The organism is uncultured Streptococcus sp. (assembly GCF_938036805.1).
Taxonomy (GTDB): domain Bacteria; phylum Bacillota; class Bacilli; order Lactobacillales; family Streptococcaceae; genus Streptococcus.
In genome coordinates, this window is the sequence record NZ_CALHWC010000115.1 from 22,033 (window position 1) to 40,810 (window position 18,778).

Sequence of the window (18,778 nt, forward strand, 5' to 3'; positions counted from 1 at the left end):
TATCACTCTATATTTTATAATAATTTGCCGCAAATGTAAAACATTTGATAGGCAAATGACTTGAAATAATTGCTACTTTAAGCTATAATATAACCACAAATATTAAATTATTTTTTGAAAGGAAAAGAAAATGTTAAAGGATCTTAAAGAATTTTTGCTACGCGGTAACGTGATTGACTTGGCAGTCGGGGTTATCATTGCGAATGCTTTCGGAGCAATCGTCAACTCATTGATTACTGACGTTATCACTCCCCTCTTCCTCAACCCAATTTTGAAAGCTGCAAACTTGAAGCAAATCGCTGAATTGAAATGGAACGGAATTGCTTATGGTAACTTCTTGAGCGCCGTGATCAACTTCTTAGTAATCGGTACTGTTCTCTTCTTCATCGTTAAGTCTGCTGAAAAAGCACAAAGCCTTGCTAAAAAGAACGAAGAAGCTGCTGAAGAAGCACCAGCTGGACCAACAGAACTTGAAGTTCTGCAAGAAATCAAGAGCTTGCTTGAAAAACAAAACTAATATCCAAACAGAGGCTGGGACAAAAGTCCTAGCCTCTCAATTGTCTTTGGATTGTCGAGCAAGACGCAGTGGTTGAGTGGGCTCTACTAGGCTGATTCCATCAGCTTTTACAGCCCTACTCAACTGTGCGGAGGTGGGACGACGAAATCGAATTCTAACGAATTACCGATTTCTGTCCCACTCTCTGTTTTATTATACGCTTCCCAGTCAAAAGAAAAAAACAGCCAAATTGGCTGCTTTCTCATTCTAGTTATTAGAATTTTTTACGTTTACGAGCTGCTTCTGATTTACGTTTGCGTTTTACAGAAGGTTTTTCATAGAATTCACGTTTGCGTGTTTCTTGAAGAGTACCAGCTTTAGTAACCGCACGTTTGAAACGACGAAGAGCATCGTCAAGAGATTCATTCTTACGTACTACTGTTTTTGACATTTTTTTCACTCCCTTCAAGTCCAAGATCTATTCTATTCTACACGCAAAATGGATAAATGTCAAGAAAAAAACTGCCATAAACTTATATTATCTTCACTTTCTTTTTTAAAAGCAACAAATTATTAGAATGAACATCATAATAGCAAAAAGAAATTTATTTTAAGTCTGTTCAGAAACGACTTCTCTTTCTTCACCATTTACAATTACGGCTTGGGAATTGTTTATTAGCATTAAACTGAGCTGATTTTTATACATTTCAAAGGTCTTCTGACTACTATCAGTAAAAGGCTCCTCACCATAATGTGGAAGGATATAAAAATTCACTTCACCCAATCCTGCTGTATCAGATAACTCTGTTGCTACCGTCTTGTCGTCCATGAGTTTATTGTAGTCAATATCCTTGGCTGTGTAATAATAGCCCCTGCTGATTCTCCTACATAAACCAACCCATCTCGTATTTGTTCTTTGATGAGAGATAGGAGTTGCTTTTTCTTCAATTCTTGCAATAAATAAAAGGTATTTCCGCCTGAGACATAAAGAACCTTACTTTGGAAAATCTTTGCCTGCGCGATTTCTCGATCACAAGAAGCAATATCCAGAATCTCTATCTCAAAGCCTAAATCTCTGAATGTTTGCTGAGCCTCATCGATATAGGCAGTATAGTCCTCTTTGTTCCCAGCGGTAGGAATAAATAAAACCTTTTTTTCTAGATTCTTTTCCTTTGCATAATCACTAAAAAGATCCTTGACACCAGCAAAATATGAACATAAAAATAATTGTTTCATGATTGTACCTCCATTAGTTTTTAATGATTTTATAAAGGATCCACGATCCCTTTCTTTGACTAGTTACGAGCTCAAAGCCTATTGATAACAAGAATCGTTTAAATACTTCTTCTCTTTGAAATTTCGGTAAAAAATAAGATAGCTTGTTAGATTCACAAGCTAGTAAGAGCATCCCGTCTGATTTGAGTATTCTTCGAAGTTCCATAAAAGAAGCCTCTAAATCCTGCCAATGAAAATGAGTTTGAAAAGCTGTGATTAAATCAACACTTTCATCAGAAAAACCTGTCTCCCTAACATCTCTTCGTTCAAAATTTAGATTAGTCATCTCTATCTGTTTAGCTTGAGCTATTGCAGTATCTGAAATATCGATTCCAGTTACAGTACTTCGCGGAAAGGTTTCTTTCAGTAGAATGGTTGAACGACCATTTCCAACTCCTACATCTAAGATTACAGGGTAAAATGTCCTATCCAGATGACGAATTGCCCATACAAACATGGGGATATAGGCTCGATTCCACAATTTCATCATTCATTTTCCTAGAAAACCTGAAGGGTTCTTTGATTGCTGAATCAAAGAATGAAACATGAGTAATAAAAGTATGATAGAAATGATAATTATTATATGAAGCACTCTTCAATCCTCCACTTCTGGATAGCTACATTATACCATTTTTAGAGAGATTACAGCTAAATCAATCAACAAAACACTTGCATCCCAAAAAATAACTTTTGGGATGCAAGTTATTCAAAACGACTGTTTTCTACCTTACAAGGTCTTTCGTTTTTTGGCTTCTTTCGAGAAGGAAATATTCTTAATCTTCTCATAGCGTAAGAAGCGTTGGATGAGGCGCTGGTCGCTTACATCTGGTTTCAAATCAACCACGTAGTCCAACTTGATAAACTTATTGTCAACTGACTGGACAGAGGTCAACTCAAAGCTTTTGCAGGCTGTTTCAAAGATTGCTTCAAAAAGGATTTCATAGTATAATTCAGCTAGAAACTGAATTTGGACATAACGTCTGGTTTGACTAACCGAACTAAATCCCATCTTTTCTTTGATCAAATGCAACTGGAACAAAGTTTCTTCGTCCTCAACCTCTGTCCCCCAACGTTGCAACATCCTTTTGAAACGGATATAAGAATAGGCATATTTACCTAGGTTAAATGCACAACCAAGCAGCTAAATGGCAAAGAATATTTCAAACCAAGGCGCCCTAGAAAAGCCTCCCAGAGATTGGACTGACAAGCTTTTTCAGCTACTTGAGAAACAGCTTGCCCTCCACTTGTCTGGCTAGCTCTAACAGTTGTCTGAATAGTCGCTCCAGTATTCAGCTGAATCAAACCAGAACCAAACTGAGGACGGAATGGGAATAAAAAGCTCAGCAAGATTAAAATCCAAATAAAATACTTGACCTTGACTGAAATTTTGGTCTTGAGGACTGCAAAAAGAAGGCTCAAAAACAGAACCAAAATCGACGTTGATAGACTGGTTAAGAGGAAAGACAAAAGGAACTGTTTCATGGATACTACCTGATCTTACTCTTTCTGATTCAGTAAATTGCGTAGCTCATCCAGTTCATTTTCTGAAAAAGAATTGGACGAAAAGAGGGTCTTGACAAAGCCTCCCATGGAATGACCGCTATAGCGCTTCAAAAAGTCTGACGTTTCTACCTCTAGGTACTCATCTTCCGAAATTAAGGCCGTGTATTGCCTTTCACGCCCCTTGCGAACACTTTCTAAAAAGCCCTTTTCCGTCAAGCGAGCTAAGACTGTCAACAAAGTTTGAGGCTTCCAATGGTTATCTTCACCCAGCTTTTCCATGATTTGGGCAGAGGTCGTTGGATTTGGTAGGTGCCAAATAATCTTTAAGATGGCAAATTCACCATCTGGTAAACGTTTAATTGAATGATTCATTATATTTCCATACTTTCTAGAGTCTTCTTCTAATTTTATTCTACATATGTCTAATAAAAAAGTCAATCATTATGTAAAAAAAGAGCTGGAAATCGCTATTTCCCGCTCCTTTTTAGAAAAATAAACTCAGCAGAGTCAATATTGCCAAACCACCCTGCTTAAGCAGAATTTTCGGATCACTGGTAACTGCACCGTAAGCCGCTACCAAGATGATATAAACCATAAAAATTCCCAGCCAAACTGGACTAGGCTGCACAAAGGCCGCAATCAAGACCAAAACAGCTATCAATCCGTTGTAAATTCCTTGGTTTTTGAAAAGAGTATTGACCGACTTCTGCTCCAACTCCTCTTGTGACATACCAAAGACCCGTGCTGTCGTAGCTGAAGTCGTTGCGATGGTCTCTAAGTACATAATATAAAAAAATTCCAAGGCAACCAAACTTGCCAAAATCAGTGTAAAAATAGACATTTCCTTCTCCTTATAAAAATTTATGACGGATCAAGTATAACATAGAGCATGAAAAAGCGCTAAAATTTGGTTCCAATAAAATGCTTTACGACACTTTTTTAAAATAGGCGTAGCAGAAATGAGCATTTTCCGACTAGATGTGATACAATCTTTTTGAAAGATGGAGGTAAATTATGTTAACCTATGATTTAATTGTCATCGGCTTTGGTAAGGCCGGTAAAACATTGGCGGCTAAAATGGCGGTTCAAGGAAAAAAAGTTGCTTTGATTGAGCGAAGCAAGGCTATGTACGGAGGAACCTGTATCAATATCGCCTGCATCCCAACCAAGACCCTGCTTGTCGCAGCTGAAAAAGGCCTGTCTTTCGACCAAGTCATGGCTGAAAAGAACGCTGTAACCAGCCGTCTCAACGGCAAGAACTACGCAGCAATCAGTGGCGCTGGTGTTGACATCATCGATGCGGAAGCTCATTTCCTTTCCAATAAAGTCATCGAAATCACAGCTGGCGATGAAAAAGAGGAACTGACGGCTGAAACTATTGTCATCAATACTGGTGCTGTTTCCAATGTCCTGCCAATTCCAGGACTGACTGAAACTGAGCATGTCTATGACTCAACTGGCATCCAAAATCTGAAAGAACTTCCTAAACGCTTAGGAGTTCTGGGTGGCGGTAATATCGGCCTAGAATTTGCTGGACTCTACAACAAATTGGGCAGTCAGGTGACTGTGCTGGATGCTGCTCCTGTCTTTCTCCCTCGAGTAGAGCCTTCTATCGCTGCTCTAGCTAAGCAATATATGGAAGAAGACGGTATCCAACTCCTGCAAAATGTGCAAACTAAGCAGATTAAAAATGATGGTGCTGAAGTTGTCGTTGTGACTGAGGATGGAGAATTCCGCTTTGATGCCCTGCTCTATGCTACTGGCCGCAAGCCCAATGTTGAACCACTGCAGTTAGAAAATACTGACATTGAGCTGACAGAGCGCGGCGCTATTAAGGTCAATAAACACTTGGAAACATCTGTACCTGGAGTTTTTGCAGCGGGAGATGTCAATGGCGGTCTGCAGTTCACTTATATCTCACTGGATGACTTCCGTATCCTTTATAGCTATCTGGCTGGCGACGGCAGCTACACACTGGAAGACCGTAAAAACGTCCCTACCAGCATGTTCATCACACCGCCTTTGGCTCAAATCGGATTGACTGAAAAGGAAGCCAAAGAGCAAGGACTGCCGATTGCAGTGAAGGAGATTCCAGTCGCAGCAATGCCTCGCGGACATGTCAATGCTGACTTACGCGGTGCCTTCAAGGCCGTTGTCAACACAGAGACCAAGGAAATCGTTGGAGCGACTATCTTCTCAGCAGGGGCTCAGGAAATTATCAATATCCTGACTGTAGCCATGGATAATAAGATTCCTTATACCTACTTGAGCAAGCAAATCTTCACCCACCCAACGCTGGCTGAAAACCTCAATGATTTATTTGCTATCTAATTTTAAGCCCCTGATGGGGCTTTTATAATTCCTACAAAGATTTAACTACATTTCGACCTATTTTTGTGATACAATAATGCTAGTTTATTTTAAAAAGATTGAGGAAAATTATGTCTGAACTGTATGATATTACGATTGTCGGCGGCGGTCCAGTTGGCTTATTCGCAGCTTTTTACGCTCATTTGCGCCAAGCCAAGGTGAAAATCATTGATTCCCTGCCTCAGCTGGGTGGTCAACCGGCCATTCTCTACCCAGAGAAGAAGATTCTGGATGTGCCGGGCTTTACTAATTTGACTGGCGAAGAATTGACTCAGCGCCTGAATGAGCAACTGGAAACTTTCCAGACTGAGATTTGTCTCAATGAAACAGTACTTGATATCGTTAAATCTGATGATGGCTTCACCATCACGACTTCTCAAGCTCAGCATCAGACCAAAACCATTATCATCGCCATGGGAGGCGGCGCCTTTAAACCAAGAGCTTTGGAGTTAGACGATGCTGAATCCTACAGCAACCTTCACTATCATGTTTCAAACATCAGCCAGTACGCAGGCAAAAAGGTTGTTGTTCTGGGAGGCGGCGACTCGGCTGTTGACTGGGCGCTGGCTTTTGAAAAGATTGCAGAAACCAGCCTAGTTCACCGTCGGGATAACTTCCGGGCTTTAGAGCATAGTGTGGAAGAACTCAAGGCTTCTAGTGTTGAGATTAAGACACCATTTGTACCGAGTCGCTTGGTCGGCGAAAATGGCAAGATTACCCACTTGGAAATCAGTCAAGTCAAGGGAGAGGAAAGTCAGCTTCTGCCTCTGGATCATCTCTTTGTCAACTACGGTTTTAAATCCTCTGTCGGCAATCTCAAAGATTGGGGCTTGGAGCTCAACCGTCACAAGATTTTGGTAAACAGCAAGCAAGAAACTTCCGTGCCAGGTATCTATGCAGCTGGTGACTGCTGCAGCTATGAGGGGAAAATTGACCTGATTGCGACTGGGCTAGGTGAGGCACCTACTGCTGTCAACAATGCCATTAACCATATCTATCCTGAGCAAAAAGTCCAACCCAAACATTCTACAAGCCTATAAAAAAACAGCTGCCGAGCTCAAGCTCAGCAGCTTTTATAATTCATCTGCGATTTTATTGATTTTTCTCAAGCGATGATTGACACCGCTCTTAGTTAGAGGCCGGCTCAGACTATCAGCTAGCTGCTGGATCGAATAGTCCGGATGCTGGATACGAAGTTGAGCAACCTCCTGCAGGTCTATAGGTAAACTCTCAATGCCGACATTATCGCTGATTTTGGCAATATTGTTGATGGTTTTCATACTGGCTGTGACCGTGCGAGCGATGTTCGCTGTCTCCGCATTATTGGCGCGATTGAGGTCATTGCGCGCTTCCCGCATGAGCTTAAGAGACTCAAACTCAGCCATGGCTTCCATAGCCCCGATGACAATGAGAAAATCCATGATGTCTTCAGCTCGCTGCAGATAAGTAACAGCCCCCTTCTTGCGCTCGATGGTCTTGGCATCCAGCAGAAAACGGCGCATCAAGTCAGCTAAATCCTCAGCATGATCCAGATAAACGGACAGGATTTCCAGCTGATACTTACCTGAATCTGGCTCCCGCATGCTGCCATTTGAGAGAAAGGCCCCCCTCAGATAGGCTCGGCTGGCTTCGTCATCTGACAAAATGGCTTGGTCAATCCCTGCCTCGATACCAAAAAAGGAGTCAGCCAAGTGCAGATCAGAAAGGATTTCTTCAACTTTCTGATCCAGAAATACTGTATAAACGCGATTCTTGCGCAGATTGGTCTTCTGATGGTGACGGATTTCTGACTTGACCTGATAAAGGTCCAACAGCAACTCATAGAGATGGCGGGCAATCTTAGCATTTTCTGTTGAAATGGATAAGGTAAGGCCAGACGAAGAAATTCCCAAGCTACCAGCCATCTTGATGATGGCAGCCAACTCGTTTTTGTCTTTTACAGATAAGCTTAAAAGCTCTTCTTTTACCTTCACTGTAAAACTCATTTGCGCACCTGTATAATCTGCATCAATTCGTCAACAAGCAACTTGCCGTCATGGAAAGCTCCGCCATTTTCCAAACGAAGAAAATTCGAGGAAATGACTCGTGGAACTTGCTCCTGCAGCCCTCGAAAATTATGATCAACCTGAACTAAATATTCATCAAATTTATTGCTATTCATATACTCGCGTGGGACTGGTTCTATATTGACCAAGACAGTATCAATGAACTTTTTGCCCAGATGACGATGCAAGACTTGAACGTGGTCGCTATCTGAAAAGTGCTCGGTTTCGCCACGTTGAGTCATAATATTGCAAACATAGGCTACTTCTGCCTTAGTGTCCAAAATAGCTTGGCCGATTTCTTCAATCACGAGATTTGGCAAGATAGAGGTGAAAAGGGAACCCGGCCCCAGTACCACCATATCACTATCCAAAATACTCTGGACCACCTTTCTACTGGCAACAGGCTTTTCATCATCATAAGTATTGGTCACATAGACCCTCTCAATCATACCAGCCTTACTAGCTAGATTGCTCTCACCGACAACTTCCGTCCCATCTGTAAACACAGCATGCAAAGTCAGTGGAGTGTCGCTCGAAGGGTAGATTTTACCTGTCGTATGGAAAAACTTGGTCAGAAGCTGCATGGCATTATAGGTCGAACCCTGCATTTCGGAAATGCCAGCAATAATCAAATTCCCCAGGGGATGACCTGCTAGAACGCCGTCTCCTTTGGCAAAGCGATACTGGAAGACCTTCTCATAAAACTTTGGCATGTCGGACATGGCCACCAAAACATTTCGCAAGTCACCCGGCGGCGTCAGCTGCTGGATGTTTTTACGCAGCTCACCAGAACTACCGCCATCATCTGCAACTGTGACAATGGCTGTGATCTCCACATCCTTTTTCCGTAGGCTGTTTAAAATAACTGAAATTCCTGTACCGCCGCCGATAACTGTAATTCTCGGTTTTCTCATGAGCGGTTCACCGTTTCCTTCCGACGATTTTTGTCGCGATGACTGGCATTGACTGGCCAATTTTTCGCTAAATCATCCGCCAAACGCTGTGCAAAGGCCACACTGCGGTGCTGTCCGCCCGTGCAGCCGACTGCGATGGTCAGTACAGATTTTCCTTCCTTTTGATAGCCTGGCAAAATCGGCTCAATCAAGCCTAGCAGGTTCTGGTAAAATTCTTCTGACTCCGCATGGTTCATGACATAGTCAAAGACATCCTTATCCAATCCTGTCTGATTGCGCAGCTCAGATTTATAGTAGGGATTAGGCAGAAAACGCACATCAAAAACCAAGTCTGCATCCAGAGGCAAACCATATTTGAAACCAAAACTCATAACCTCAATGCGGAAACTGTGCAGATCAGCCTGGTTTGAAAATTGTTCAGAGATGGTCTTTCTGAGCTCCCGTGGTGTCAGTTCCGTCGTATCTACAACATTTTGACTGAGATTCTTCAGAGGGGCTAAAAGTTCGCGCTCCAGTTTAATCCCATCTAAAATTCGCCCGTCAGCTGCCAAAGGGTGACTGCGTCTAGTTTCCTTATAGCGAGCCACCAACTCCTTGTCGGCCGCATCCAAAAATAAAATTTTAAAATCAATTTCCGTGCTTCTTTCTAGCTCATCCAGAATATCCTGAATCTCCAAAAAGAAGGAGCGACTCCTCATATCAACAACCAGAGCCAACTTATCATTGTCCTTTGTCCCTTCGACCAACTGCAAAAACTTTGGTACTAGGGTCGGCGGCATATTATCAATGGTAAAATAGCCCAAATCCTCAAAAGACTGGATGGCGACAGTCTTTCCGGCACCGCTCATTCCTGTCACAATCACTAATTGAATCTTGTGTTCAGCCATTCTTTCTCCCTTCATCTAACATTTTATTTCTAAAAAAGGACGGGAAACTTCTCCCGGTCCCAATCATTTATTCTACAATCTCAGCAATGACTTCGATTTCGATTTTTACATCACGAGGCAAGCGAGCCACTTCTACTGCCGAACGAGCTGGAAACTCGCTCTTAAAGGCCGTTTTGTAGACCTCATTAAATGGCACAAAATCATTGATGTCGCTTAGGAAGCAGGTTGCCTTGACCACATGTTCAAAATCTGTACCAGCTGCTTCTAAAATGGCTCCTACATTTTTTAAAACTTGCTGGGTCTGCTCTTCAATCGTTGCACCTACAATTTCTCCCGTCTCTGGTGACAAAGGAATCTGACCACTTGCAAATAACAGGTTGCCAACGATTTTTCCTTGGACATAAGGTCCGATTGCTGCTGGTGCTTTATCTGTTTGTACTATTTTTGCCATTGTATTCTCCTCATTTCTTTTATCTTACTTATTATATCATAAAGTCAAAAGACTGACTATTCTTGTCCTCCTTCCCATTGACTTTTAGGCAATTTTTCTTTATGATAGTAAATGCATAATTCAAAACACTTGTTTTGGACTGGTTCGCAAACTTCCCAGTATAAAAAACTAAGTACCCTTATATTCTAAAGTAATGTAATTGCGCATAGTTTTTTCTGGTGTCCTGCCACTTTGGCAGAACTAACTGAGAGGTTGAGACTGAGGTTTCAGCCTTATTTTATTTCTCAAAAGGAGAGCCTATGAAAAGAAAAGTTATTATTGACTGCGACCCCGGCATAGACGACAGCCTAGCCCTGCTCTATGCCCTGCAACACCCTGACTTAGAGGTCGTTGCTTTGACCATAGTCGCTGGAAATGTCCCAGTAGAACTTGGTCTTGAAAATGCCTTTAAAATCCTAGAAAGGCTGAATCAGCTGGATATTCCAGTTTATGTAGGAGCCGATAAGCCCTTGGTTCGTGACTTCGTCTCTGCTCAGGACACCCACGGCATGGATGGATTGGGGGAAAGCGGAATAACAAGAAGCAGTTCCACCCAGGCCCAACCACAAGCAGCTTATGACTTTCTGGCTGACTATTTCCAGAAAAATAAAGATACTTCCATCATTGCACTGGGGCCTTTGACCAATATTGCCTTGGCTCTTAGGAAAAATCCTACACTTGGTCAGCATCTAGACCGGTTTGTCAGCATGGGCGGCAGCTACAAATCGCACGGCAACTGTTCACCCGTAGCTGAGTACAACTACTGGTGCGATCCACATGCAGCCCAAGAAACCTACGAAAAACTTGGAAAGAAGATCGAAATGGTCGGTCTAGATGTCACTCGAAAGATTGTCTTGACGCCTAATCTCTTGGAATATATGCGATTTATCAATCCTGAAGTCGCTGACTTTATCGGAAAAATCACTCGTTTTTACTGGGATTTTCATTGGGAGTATGAACATATCATCGGCTGTGTCATCAACGATCCATTGGCCGTTGCCCATTTCCTACATGAAGACCTTTGTCAAGGCTTTGACTCCTTCGTCGATCTCGCAACGGAAGGCATTGCCATGGGACAAACGCTAGTTGATGCCTATCATTTTTATGGTAAGCAAGCCAATGCTAAGGTGCTGACCCAAGTAAACACCCACCTCTTCTTTCAGGATTTTCTCTCCGTGATACTCAACACTTCAAAGGAAATCATCTGCCAAGATCTAGAAACCTTAAATTTAGGATAAAACTATGAAAAAAACATCACCATTCACCATTACATTTACAGCAATCTGCATCGCTCTAAACTATATCGGTGCCAACATCGCACTTTTTCTAAAACTTCCTGTTTATTTGGATACATTTGGAACGATATTGGCCAGCCTCGTTTTAGGACCTATTTTCGGAGTAGGAACTGCGGTTGCTAGTGCTCTTATTAGCGCCTTTACAACAGACATTTCTGCTATTTATTTCTCTCCGGTAGCTATTCTTTTGGCCCTGCTCGTCTCAGTCTTTTTCACTGCTGATTCAAAACCCAGACTAAACCTTCTCTGGAAAACGGTTCTGGTCTCTCTGCCAGCTACTGCTTTGGCCTCTCTGATTACCGTCATTGTCTTCAAAGGGATTACTCCTAGTGGTTCCAGTATTATCGTACAAGGTTTACATGGCTTAGGATTAGATTTGGTCACCAGCACTATCATCGTTCAAGCGCTGACCGACTATGCAGACCGACTCATCGTTATTGGAGTCAGTCTCGTCTTCATCCCACAACTCAAAAAAGTCATTCCAAGAATCTTTGCAAAATCCAGCAATGCATAAATCAAAAGAACTACTCAGAAAACGTAATTTCGAGTAGTTCTTTTAGTTTAACATTGTCTTTTATAAGTCTTTAAGGTTAAGTTTAAAAAAGGAGTAGGCAGACTCTTCTTGAGTCCAATCCTACTCACAAGCTACATTTTGAGATTAGTTGCGTCCCTTGAGAACAGCTTCAATGATAGCCATTCTGACAAAGACGCCATTTGTCATTTGTTCTACAATTCGAGATTTTGGAGCTTCAACCAAATGATCTGCAATTTCTACATCGCGATTGACAGGCGCTGGGTGCATCAGGATTGCAGTATCCTTCATACGATCATAGCGCTCTTGCGTCAAACCATGGAGTTTATGATAATTCTCCTTAGAGAAAATGGAGTTGTAGTCATGGCGTTCGTGCTGTACGCGGAGGAACATCATGACATCCACTTGGTCAATCACTTCGTCAATCGTTACGAATTTACCATAGTCAGCAAATTCCTCACTTCTCCACTCATCTGGACCAGCAAAGAAGAGCTCCGCACCGAGACGTTTTAAGATTTGCATATTAGATTTGGCTACACGTGAGTGATCAAGGTCACCAGCAATGGCTACCTTCAAACCATCAAAATGACCGAATTCTTGGTAAATTGTCATCAAGTCAAGCAAACTTTGGCTTGGGTGCTGACCAGAACCATCACCACCATTTACGATAGAAGTTGTAATTGTTGGACTTTCGATCAATTCTTTATAGTAATCGACCTCGGGGTGACGGATAACACAGACATCAACACCGAGAGCTGACATAGTCAAAATCGTGTCATACAAGGTTTCTCCCTTATTGACTGAGCTTGTCTTGACATCAAAGTCAAGCAGGTCACACCCAAGTTTTAATTCAGCTACTTCAAAAGCCTTGTGGGTCCGAGTCGAAGATTCAAAGAAAAGATTCGAAATGATATGCTGCTCATCATAATGAACCTTTGCGCCGTTTTTAAATTCAATCCCGCGCTTGATCAAAGCCATTACTTCTTCGTTCGTAAGGTGTTCCATAGATACAAGATTTTTAAGTGCGATTTGATTTGATGACATGATGTTATACTCCTTTTTTATTAAAAACTTTGGACAAATGTAGCAATCTCGTCAGCCTAATTTTTAGGTTCTGGCAGGATGAGGTAGAGGGCAATTCCGAGAACAGTTGACAAGGCAACTCCTGAAACTTGCAGACCTGATAGTTGCAGGGTCAGACCACCGATACCAGATACCAGAACGACACTGGCAATCAGCAGGTTCTTTTTGTTGTCAAAATTGGTTTGGGCTTCAATCAGAATTTTCAAACCGCTAGAAGCAATTACCCCGAAGAGGGCGATGGAAATGCCACCCAAAACTGGACTTGGAATCGATTGGAGCAGGGCAGATACTTTCCCGACAAAACTCATGACAATCGCTAATACAGCAGCACCAGCAATCACATAAACACTGTAGATTTTATTGAGCGCCATAACCCCGATATTTTCACCGTAGCTGGTCACTGGCGGAGCACCAAAGATACCCGCGATAACCTGAGCCAGACCATCTCCAGCTAAAGTCTTATCCAAACCAGGCTCTTTAAAGAAATCTTTGCCTGTCAAGCTATTCAGAACCATAACATGCCCAAAGTGCTCTGTCATCGTTACAAAGGCGATCGGCGCCATTGTTAGGATTGCACTTGGATACAATTTAAAATCATAATCTATAAACGGAAGATTCATTGGCGGAACGTGGAACCAAGAAGCTTTTGTCACGTTGGCAAATGAGATAATCTCCTGACCTGTCACCGCTCCGACAATCAGAGCGAAGATATAGCCAACAATCAAGCCCAGCAGAACTGGAATAATACCAACGATTTTCTTACCGTAGATGTTAAAGAGAATAACACAGAGAAGAGTTACCATCCCGATAGCAAAGTAGGTGATATCGTAAACCTTCTGGTCTCCAACAGTCTTATACATCACATCGCCAACAGCTGTACCCGCTAGACTCAGACCAATCACCATGATGATAGGCCCTACCACTACCGGTGGCAAAATCTTATCAATCCAGGCGTTACCTGCGAATTTCACGATGAGGGCCACGATAAAATAGACCAGACCACCCGTGATAGCACCTTGCGCAACCGCAGCAATCCCATCTGTCTTCATTAAGATTTGCATGGCAGCGATATAAGCAAAGCTGGAGCCCATATAAGCAGGGATTTTGTACTTGGTCACTGTCAAGTGGGCCAGCGTTCCCAAACCACTTGAAAACAGGGCTACTGCTGGGTCAATTCCCACCAGAATCGGAACCAACACTGTCGCCCCAAACATAGCGAATAAATGTTGGAATGAAAGTCCTAAGAGTAAGCCAGGTTTTGGCATATCATGGACATCGTATTTAACTTCTTGACTCATCTTGTCTCCTCCTCTACAATCAGAACTCGGTCCTGACCATCTTTTTCAGTCATTTCAACAATAATCTCTTCAAGGTGGCTCGTTGGAATATTTTTGCCAACATAGTCTGCCCGAATCGGCAACTCACGGTGCCCGCGGTCCACTAGAACAGCGAGGCTGACGCGTGATGGCCGTCCATTGCTGACAAGATTATCAATGGCTGCGCGGATAGTCCGGCCTGTATAGAGCACATCGTCAACGATAATCACTTCACGATCAGTAATGTCAACTGGAATTACTGTCGTGTCTTCCTTGACCTTGATATCGTCTCGGAAGGGCTTTGTATCCACTTCGCAAACTGGAATCTCAATTTTCTCTAGCTGAGCCAGTCGTTGCTGGATACGTTTGGCAATGAAAACCCCTCTGGTCTTAATGCCTGCCAAAACGATTTGGCTTAAATCCTTGTTGCGCTCGATGATTTCATAGGTGATTCGCGTGATGGCACGATTCATAGTGATCTCATCGACAACTTCCTTTGTCTTCATCTAAACCTCCTAAAAACATTAAAAAAGCCTCCTTTTGCAAGGAGACCTCAGAAAATAGAGACAGGCTGAAACAAGACGCACTTGTCACACTCCACCTATCATTTTTACTTTGCTCCTTGCCTATCTCTCTGGATAGAATTAAAGGACTATTTAATTGTTTATAACTATACCACAATTTCATTTCCATTTCAAGAAAAAAATGAACTTTTTTCACGATAAATTGCTATCCATTTCAACAAAATAAAAAAGAGAGAACATCTGTTTTCTATTCCCATTATAACTATCTAAGCTTTTTGCTTCTTTGAAAATGAGATAGATTTGATTCCGTAAAAAATATAACCGAAGACTAGATAGGCCACAAAGATAATCAGGCACATCTTGATGACATAAGGCCAACCGTGCTTATAGACATTAAGGAAAAAGTAGGGAAAGGGTTTATCCTTGGCATTGGGAATATCAATTTTCAAGAAAAAGCCGTTAATAAGGGCAAAAATCATGTAAATTAGCGGAACACTTGTCCAAGAAATGGGATCAAACCAACGATACTGCCGAGTTTTATCAAATACAAGAGTATCAAAGAAAAACATGAGGGGCACAATATAATGGCAAAGGAAATTTTCCAAACGATAAAAATCGGTCGCAATCGGAGCTAGGAGCAAGTGATAGACTACGCAGGTAATCATGATACACATGGTCACACCGCCCTTCACGCGCAACAGCTTGGAACTCTCCCAGTTATTGTCCGTCCACATTCTGAAAATGAGATAGGCTGTGAATAACAGAACCAGAAGATTAGACAAGACCGTGTAGTACATCAGCATTCCTACGCCAAGTTTAGCAAGTTCCAGATAGACTCCGACAAAAGCTAAAACCAGAAGAAGAAGGCGATAAGAAAGAATTATTTTTTTATTCATAAGATTTCTCAGATTTTCTTGACAAATTCTGACTTAAGCTTCATAGCACCAAATCCATCAACCTTACAGTCAATATTGTGGTCGCCTTCGACGATGCGGATATTTTTCACGCGCGTTCCTTGTTTGAGATCCTTAGGAGCACCTTTGACTTTCAAGTCCTTGATTAAGGTAACTGTATCCCCATCGGCCAACTGGTTTCCGTTCGCATCAATAGCCACTGGACCAGCTTCTCCTGCTGCAACTTCTGCTGGATCCCATTCGTAGGCACATTCTGGACAAACCAAGAGGACACCATCTTCATAAACGTATTCTGAGTTACATTTTGGGCAATTTGGTAAATTATTCATTAAATCATTTCTCCTTATAAGTGGGCAGACATTCAGAAAAGAATAAGAACTGAGTGACAGCCATATTTTACCGTCTTATTATACGATATTTTATCTTATTTGACAAATGGGCAAAGAAAATCACCTGTTTTCAAAAAACTTTCTTGACTTTTATGACAAAACAATGTACTATTCTAGTGTATATACAGTAGATAAAAGGAGTTTATTATGAAACCAACATCTAAAAATCAGTTTATGACCCTAACTGCTTTTTTGACTGCCCTAGCCATCGTTATCCCGCTGGTTATGCCGATTAAGATTGTCATCCCGCCTGCTTCCTTCACTCTAGCCAGCCACGTTGCAATCTTTCTGGCCATGTTCATCTCACCACTCATGACAGTGATTGTCGTTCTCGGCTCTACCATCGGATTTTTCATGTCCGGTCTTCCTTTCATCATCACCCTGAGAGCCCTGTCTCACCTGCTCTTCGGGACTGTCGGCGCTCTTTACCTGCAAAAGCATCCTGGTATATTAGACAATCAGAAAACGACCTGGATCTTTAATTTCGTGCTGGCCCTGATTCATGCCTTTGGTGAGGTTGTGGTCTGCATTCTCTTTTACACTACGACAGCCTATCCGGCCAATGCCTTCTATATCCTCTTCGGTTTAGTTGGATTTGGAACAATCATTCACAGTATGGTGGACTTTGTCATTGCTAAATTTGTCTATCAGGCTCTGAAAAAGATTCGCTAAACCTTGAATCTTCTATAGATTTGATTTACAATGAAGATATGACAAAAAAACGAAGAAATGATTTATTAGAACTTTTAAAAGAAGCTCGGCAACCTTTAAACGGACAATTTTTGGCCGAACAATTTCATGTCACTCGTCAGATTATCGTTCAGGATATTGCCCTACTGCGAGCCGATGGCACTCCCATTATCAGTACCAATAGGGGCTATCTCTATAAAGAAAGCAATCAACCCGCTCATTTTCACAGACTTTTTAAACTCAAACACAAGGCGGATGATATCGAAGCCGAACTTTTGGCCATCGTTGATAATGGCGGACGAGTGCAAAATATTATGATTGAGCATCCTGTCTATGGGGAAATTCAGACCTATCTGAAATTGGCCTGCCGCCGCGATGTGCAACAATTTTTAGAGCAAATTTCAGAGAGCGATTTTCGTGCCTTATCCGAGCTAACAAATGGAATTCACTACCATTTAATCGAGGCAGACTCTCAGCAGGACCTAGACTATATCGAGGAAGCCTTAGCGACACTGGGCTTTCTGCAAGAATAAGCACAAGGATATTATTCTATATTGAACCAGTTTTGAAGGGAATTCAAGGCTGGTTTTTATATTTTAAATGAACAAGAAACTTTGTCAACTTCCTAGAAATAAGGTAGAATAAGAGAAAGAAATCTGTAGGGGGACAGAATGGCAGCAAAACCTAAATACCAAGTCATCATGGATAAAATTATTAGGGACATTGACAAGGGAAGACTTACTAGGGGGCAAAAGATTCCCTCCGTCCGCAAGCTGGCAGACCGCTACCATTGCAGCAAGGATACTGCCCAGAAGGCCTTGATTGAGCTTCGTTATCAGAAGTACATCTATGCTGTACCTAAGAGCGGCTACTATGTCTTGGAAAATGACCAAAATAAAAAGGAAGATATCGAACTGGCTGTGACAGACGACCGCCACCAAGCCTATGAAGACTTCCGCCTGTGTGTCAATGAAACACTGATTGGTCGAGAAAACTATCTTTTCAACTACTATTCTCAGCAAGAAGGACTGGAGGAGTTGCGACAGTCAGTTCAGCGCTTGCTCTTGGACTCCGCAGTCTACACTTCTGCAGACAGTCTGATTCTGACTTCCGGTACCCAACAAGCCCTCTACATTCTCTCTCAGATTGATTTCCCCAATGGTAAAGAGACCATTCTGGTCGAGCAACCCACCTACCACCGAATCAATGATTTACTGCTAAATCAGAAATTGCCTTACGAGAGCATTGAACGTAAACCGACTGGCATTGACCTGAAAGAGTTAGAGAGGATTTTTCAAACAGGGCAAATCAAGTTTTTCTATACGATTCCCCGTTTCCACTATCCACTAGGACATTCCTACAGCCGTCAGGAAAAGGAAGAAATCCTTGACCTCGCTGAGCGTTATGATGTCTATATCGTTGAAGACGACTATCTGGCTGACTTTGACAGCAAGCGGGGACTACCCTTTCATTATCTAGATGACAGCCAGTATGTCCTCTATATCAAGTCTTTTTCTACTAGTCTCTTTCCTGCCCTGCGCATCACGGCCTTGGTTCTGCCACCTCAGATTCGAGAAACCTTTCTGTCCTATAAAATAGCGGTTGACTACGACAGTAACCTCATCATGCAAAAGGCTCTCTCCCTCTATATTGATAATCTGATGTTTGAAAAGAATCGTCTAGGCTTACTTAACCGACTAGAAACTGAAAAAACTAAGGCACAATTCCTCTTGGACGACCTTCATTTCCCTCTGCCCCACCAGTTGACAACAGATGGCGTGATTTTTGACCTCCAATCCCTCCCCTCAGTCAGCTCCCTCAAACACAGCAAGCTGCCGCTGGACTTTTTTGAAAGCAGCTACATTCAGACCTGCCCCTACCACTACGCTAAGCTACAGTTTGATGATTTAAAAGAAAATCTGGAAAAATTTAAAGACTATCTAAAAAAGAGAGGGGGACAGAAATCGGTAATTCGTTAGAATTCGATTTCGTCATCCCACCTCCGCACAGTTGAGTAGGACTGTAAAAACTGATGAAATCAGCGGAGTAGAGCCC

20 protein-coding genes, 3 pseudogenes and 1 riboswitch are annotated in these 18,778 nt (G+C 42.2%); of the genes and pseudogenes, 8 read left to right on the forward strand and 15 right to left on the reverse strand.

Annotation, left to right across the window (positions count from 1 at the left end; translation table 11 throughout):
• The first annotated feature begins 130 nt into the window (after positions 1 to 130).
• Complete coding sequence (mscL, locus tag Q0191_RS04510) at positions 131 to 517, forward strand: large conductance mechanosensitive channel protein MscL (protein ID WP_061909123.1); 387 nt, start codon at positions 131 to 133, stop codon at positions 515 to 517.
• 253 nt (positions 518 to 770) lie between these two features.
• On the opposite strand, the gene rpsU is transcribed toward mscL, so the two are convergent.
• The 6 genes and pseudogenes from rpsU to Q0191_RS04540 form a co-directional block, all read right to left on the reverse strand.
• Entirely contained in the window at positions 771 to 947 is a 177-nt protein-coding gene (rpsU, locus tag Q0191_RS04515) for a 30S ribosomal protein S21 (protein WP_000048054.1), read from the reverse strand.
• A 159-nt stretch (positions 948 to 1,106) separates the two neighbouring features.
• Positions 1,107 to 1,732: pseudogene (locus Q0191_RS04520) on the reverse strand (Type 1 glutamine amidotransferase-like domain-containing protein).
• A gap of 13 nt (positions 1,733 to 1,745) precedes the next feature.
• Positions 1,746 to 2,363 (reverse strand): annotated as a pseudogene (locus Q0191_RS04525) (class I SAM-dependent methyltransferase).
• A 411-nt stretch (positions 2,364 to 2,774) separates the two neighbouring features.
• Positions 2,775 to 3,253 (reverse strand): annotated as a pseudogene (locus tag Q0191_RS04530) (M56 family metallopeptidase); the annotation flags it as partial.
• 15 nt (positions 3,254 to 3,268) lie between these two features.
• Positions 3,269 to 3,646 carry a BlaI/MecI/CopY family transcriptional regulator gene (locus tag Q0191_RS04535; protein ID WP_125446606.1) on the reverse strand — a complete coding sequence of 126 codons (378 nt, stop codon included), beginning with the start codon at positions 3,644 to 3,646 and terminating at the stop codon, positions 3,269 to 3,271.
• 112 nt (positions 3,647 to 3,758) lie between these two features.
• Complete coding sequence (locus tag Q0191_RS04540) at positions 3,759 to 4,115, reverse strand: DUF1304 domain-containing protein (RefSeq protein WP_297664206.1); 357 nt, start codon at positions 4,113 to 4,115, stop codon at positions 3,759 to 3,761.
• Between the two features lie 173 nt (positions 4,116 to 4,288).
• Between Q0191_RS04540 and Q0191_RS04545 the strand changes: the two genes are divergently transcribed.
• A complete protein-coding gene (locus Q0191_RS04545) occupies positions 4,289 to 5,605 on the forward strand; it encodes an FAD-containing oxidoreductase (protein ID WP_297664208.1) in 1,317 nt (438 codons plus the stop codon).
• Positions 5,606 to 5,715: 110 nt separating this feature from the next.
• Positions 5,716 to 6,684 (forward strand): NAD(P)/FAD-dependent oxidoreductase, encoded by a 969-nt coding sequence (locus Q0191_RS04550; protein ID WP_297664210.1) that lies wholly within the window; start codon positions 5,716 to 5,718, stop codon positions 6,682 to 6,684.
• 33 nt (positions 6,685 to 6,717) lie between these two features.
• Here Q0191_RS04550 and whiA read toward each other — a convergent pair whose 3' ends face one another.
• The 4 genes from whiA to Q0191_RS04570 all read right to left on the reverse strand — a co-directional run bounded on the left by whiA (position 6,718) and on the right by Q0191_RS04570 (position 9,941).
• Positions 6,718 to 7,629: a DNA-binding protein WhiA gene (whiA, locus tag Q0191_RS04555; RefSeq protein WP_297664212.1), complete on the reverse strand. Its 912-nt coding sequence runs from the start codon at positions 7,627 to 7,629 to the stop codon at positions 6,718 to 6,720.
• On the reverse strand, positions 7,626 to 8,603 hold the full coding sequence (locus tag Q0191_RS04560) for a YvcK family protein (protein WP_297664214.1): 978 nt from the start codon (positions 8,601 to 8,603) through the stop codon (positions 7,626 to 7,628). Before Q0191_RS04560 ends, whiA begins: the two co-directional genes overlap by 4 nt.
• Complete coding sequence (gene rapZ / locus Q0191_RS04565) at positions 8,600 to 9,490, reverse strand: RNase adapter RapZ (RefSeq protein ID WP_297664216.1); 891 nt, start codon at positions 9,488 to 9,490, stop codon at positions 8,600 to 8,602. Before rapZ ends, Q0191_RS04560 begins: the two co-directional genes overlap by 4 nt.
• A gap of 67 nt (positions 9,491 to 9,557) precedes the next feature.
• Positions 9,558 to 9,941, reverse strand: a complete 384-nt coding sequence (locus Q0191_RS04570) for a RidA family protein (RefSeq protein ID WP_297664218.1) — start codon at positions 9,939 to 9,941, stop codon at positions 9,558 to 9,560.
• A 133-nt stretch (positions 9,942 to 10,074) separates the two neighbouring features.
• Positions 10,075 to 10,119, forward strand: a riboswitch (PreQ1 riboswitch).
• Between the two features lie 121 nt (positions 10,120 to 10,240).
• On the opposite strand from Q0191_RS04570, the gene Q0191_RS04575 reads away from it, so the two are divergent.
• Together Q0191_RS04575 and Q0191_RS04580 are read left to right on the forward strand one after the other, a co-directional pair.
• Positions 10,241 to 11,218 carry a nucleoside hydrolase gene (locus Q0191_RS04575; protein WP_297664220.1) on the forward strand — a complete coding sequence of 326 codons (978 nt, stop codon included), beginning with the start codon at positions 10,241 to 10,243 and terminating at the stop codon, positions 11,216 to 11,218.
• Between the two features lie 4 nt (positions 11,219 to 11,222).
• Positions 11,223 to 11,789, forward strand: coding sequence for a LytS/YhcK type 5TM receptor domain-containing protein (locus tag Q0191_RS04580; protein WP_297664222.1), 567 nt, complete (start codon positions 11,223 to 11,225; stop codon positions 11,787 to 11,789).
• 144 nt (positions 11,790 to 11,933) lie between these two features.
• Here the strand turns inward: Q0191_RS04580 and Q0191_RS04585 are convergent, their stop codons facing one another.
• From Q0191_RS04585 to Q0191_RS04605, 5 genes are all read right to left on the reverse strand, one after another.
• Entirely contained in the window at positions 11,934 to 12,851 is a 918-nt protein-coding gene (locus Q0191_RS04585; RefSeq protein ID WP_297664224.1) for an aspartate carbamoyltransferase catalytic subunit, read from the reverse strand.
• A 56-nt stretch (positions 12,852 to 12,907) separates the two neighbouring features.
• Positions 12,908 to 14,188: a uracil-xanthine permease family protein gene (locus Q0191_RS04590; protein ID WP_045497156.1), complete on the reverse strand. Its 1,281-nt coding sequence runs from the start codon at positions 14,186 to 14,188 to the stop codon at positions 12,908 to 12,910.
• Positions 14,185 to 14,712 (reverse strand): bifunctional pyr operon transcriptional regulator/uracil phosphoribosyltransferase PyrR, encoded by a 528-nt coding sequence (gene pyrR / locus Q0191_RS04595; protein ID WP_005590199.1) that lies wholly within the window; start codon positions 14,710 to 14,712, stop codon positions 14,185 to 14,187. Before pyrR ends, Q0191_RS04590 begins: the two co-directional genes overlap by 4 nt.
• Positions 14,713 to 14,996: 284 nt before the next feature.
• On the reverse strand, positions 14,997 to 15,626 hold the full coding sequence (locus tag Q0191_RS04600) for a Pr6Pr family membrane protein (RefSeq protein WP_297664229.1): 630 nt from the start codon (positions 15,624 to 15,626) through the stop codon (positions 14,997 to 14,999).
• An 8-nt stretch (positions 15,627 to 15,634) separates the two neighbouring features.
• The gene (locus Q0191_RS04605) at positions 15,635 to 15,973 is read right to left on the reverse strand and encodes a zinc ribbon domain-containing protein YjdM (protein ID WP_297664231.1); all 339 of its coding nucleotides are present in this window, start codon (positions 15,971 to 15,973) and stop codon (positions 15,635 to 15,637) included.
• Positions 15,974 to 16,180: 207 nt separating this feature from the next.
• On the opposite strand from Q0191_RS04605, the gene Q0191_RS04610 reads away from it, so the two are divergent.
• The 3 genes from Q0191_RS04610 to Q0191_RS04620 all read left to right on the forward strand — a co-directional run bounded on the left by Q0191_RS04610 (position 16,181) and on the right by Q0191_RS04620 (position 18,702).
• Positions 16,181 to 16,705, forward strand: coding sequence for a hypothetical protein (locus Q0191_RS04610; protein ID WP_297664233.1), 525 nt, complete (start codon positions 16,181 to 16,183; stop codon positions 16,703 to 16,705).
• 38 nt (positions 16,706 to 16,743) lie between these two features.
• Positions 16,744 to 17,256 (forward strand): transcription repressor NadR, encoded by a 513-nt coding sequence (locus Q0191_RS04615; RefSeq protein ID WP_297664235.1) that lies wholly within the window; start codon positions 16,744 to 16,746, stop codon positions 17,254 to 17,256.
• 138 nt (positions 17,257 to 17,394) lie between these two features.
• Positions 17,395 to 18,702, forward strand: a complete 1,308-nt coding sequence (locus Q0191_RS04620; RefSeq protein ID WP_297664237.1) for a PLP-dependent aminotransferase family protein — start codon at positions 17,395 to 17,397, stop codon at positions 18,700 to 18,702.
• Positions 18,703 to 18,778 lie beyond the last annotated feature (76 nt).

Excerpts from the sequence above, each read along its gene's own strand:
- rpsU (WP_000048054.1), bottom strand. The coding sequence starts at position 947 with ATGTCAAAAACAGTAGTACGTAAGAATGAATCTCTTGACGATGCTCTT.
- mscL (WP_061909123.1), top strand. The coding sequence starts at position 131 with ATGTTAAAGGATCTTAAAGAATTTTTGCTACGCGGTAACGTGATTGAC.
- Q0191_RS04545 (WP_297664208.1), top strand. The coding sequence starts at position 4,289 with ATGTTAACCTATGATTTAATTGTCATCGGCTTTGGTAAGGCCGGTAAA.
- Q0191_RS04605 (WP_297664231.1), bottom strand. The coding sequence starts at position 15,973 with ATGAATAATTTACCAAATTGCCCAAAATGTAACTCAGAATACGTTTAT.
- Q0191_RS04590 (WP_045497156.1), bottom strand. The coding sequence starts at position 14,188 with ATGAGTCAAGAAGTTAAATACGATGTCCATGATATGCCAAAACCTGGC.
- rapZ (WP_297664216.1), bottom strand. The coding sequence starts at position 9,490 with ATGGCTGAACACAAGATTCAATTAGTGATTGTGACAGGAATGAGCGGT.
- Q0191_RS04570 (WP_297664218.1), bottom strand. The coding sequence starts at position 9,941 with ATGGCAAAAATAGTACAAACAGATAAAGCACCAGCAGCAATCGGACCT.
- Q0191_RS04540 (WP_297664206.1), bottom strand. The coding sequence starts at position 4,115 with ATGTCTATTTTTACACTGATTTTGGCAAGTTTGGTTGCCTTGGAATTT.
- Q0191_RS04620 (WP_297664237.1), top strand. The coding sequence starts at position 17,395 with ATGGCAGCAAAACCTAAATACCAAGTCATCATGGATAAAATTATTAGG.
- pyrR (WP_005590199.1), bottom strand. The coding sequence starts at position 14,712 with ATGAAGACAAAGGAAGTTGTCGATGAGATCACTATGAATCGTGCCATC.
- Q0191_RS04615 (WP_297664235.1), top strand. The coding sequence starts at position 16,744 with ATGACAAAAAAACGAAGAAATGATTTATTAGAACTTTTAAAAGAAGCT.
- Q0191_RS04560 (WP_297664214.1), bottom strand. The coding sequence starts at position 8,603 with ATGAGAAAACCGAGAATTACAGTTATCGGCGGCGGTACAGGAATTTCA.
- Q0191_RS04600 (WP_297664229.1), bottom strand. The coding sequence starts at position 15,626 with ATGAATAAAAAAATAATTCTTTCTTATCGCCTTCTTCTTCTGGTTTTA.
- Q0191_RS04535 (WP_125446606.1), bottom strand. The coding sequence starts at position 3,646 with ATGAATCATTCAATTAAACGTTTACCAGATGGTGAATTTGCCATCTTA.
- Q0191_RS04585 (WP_297664224.1), bottom strand. The coding sequence starts at position 12,851 with ATGTCATCAAATCAAATCGCACTTAAAAATCTTGTATCTATGGAACAC.
- Q0191_RS04580 (WP_297664222.1), top strand. The coding sequence starts at position 11,223 with ATGAAAAAAACATCACCATTCACCATTACATTTACAGCAATCTGCATC.
- Q0191_RS04575 (WP_297664220.1), top strand. The coding sequence starts at position 10,241 with ATGAAAAGAAAAGTTATTATTGACTGCGACCCCGGCATAGACGACAGC.
- Q0191_RS04610 (WP_297664233.1), top strand. The coding sequence starts at position 16,181 with ATGAAACCAACATCTAAAAATCAGTTTATGACCCTAACTGCTTTTTTG.
- whiA (WP_297664212.1), bottom strand. The coding sequence starts at position 7,629 with ATGAGTTTTACAGTGAAGGTAAAAGAAGAGCTTTTAAGCTTATCTGTA.
- Q0191_RS04550 (WP_297664210.1), top strand. The coding sequence starts at position 5,716 with ATGTCTGAACTGTATGATATTACGATTGTCGGCGGCGGTCCAGTTGGC.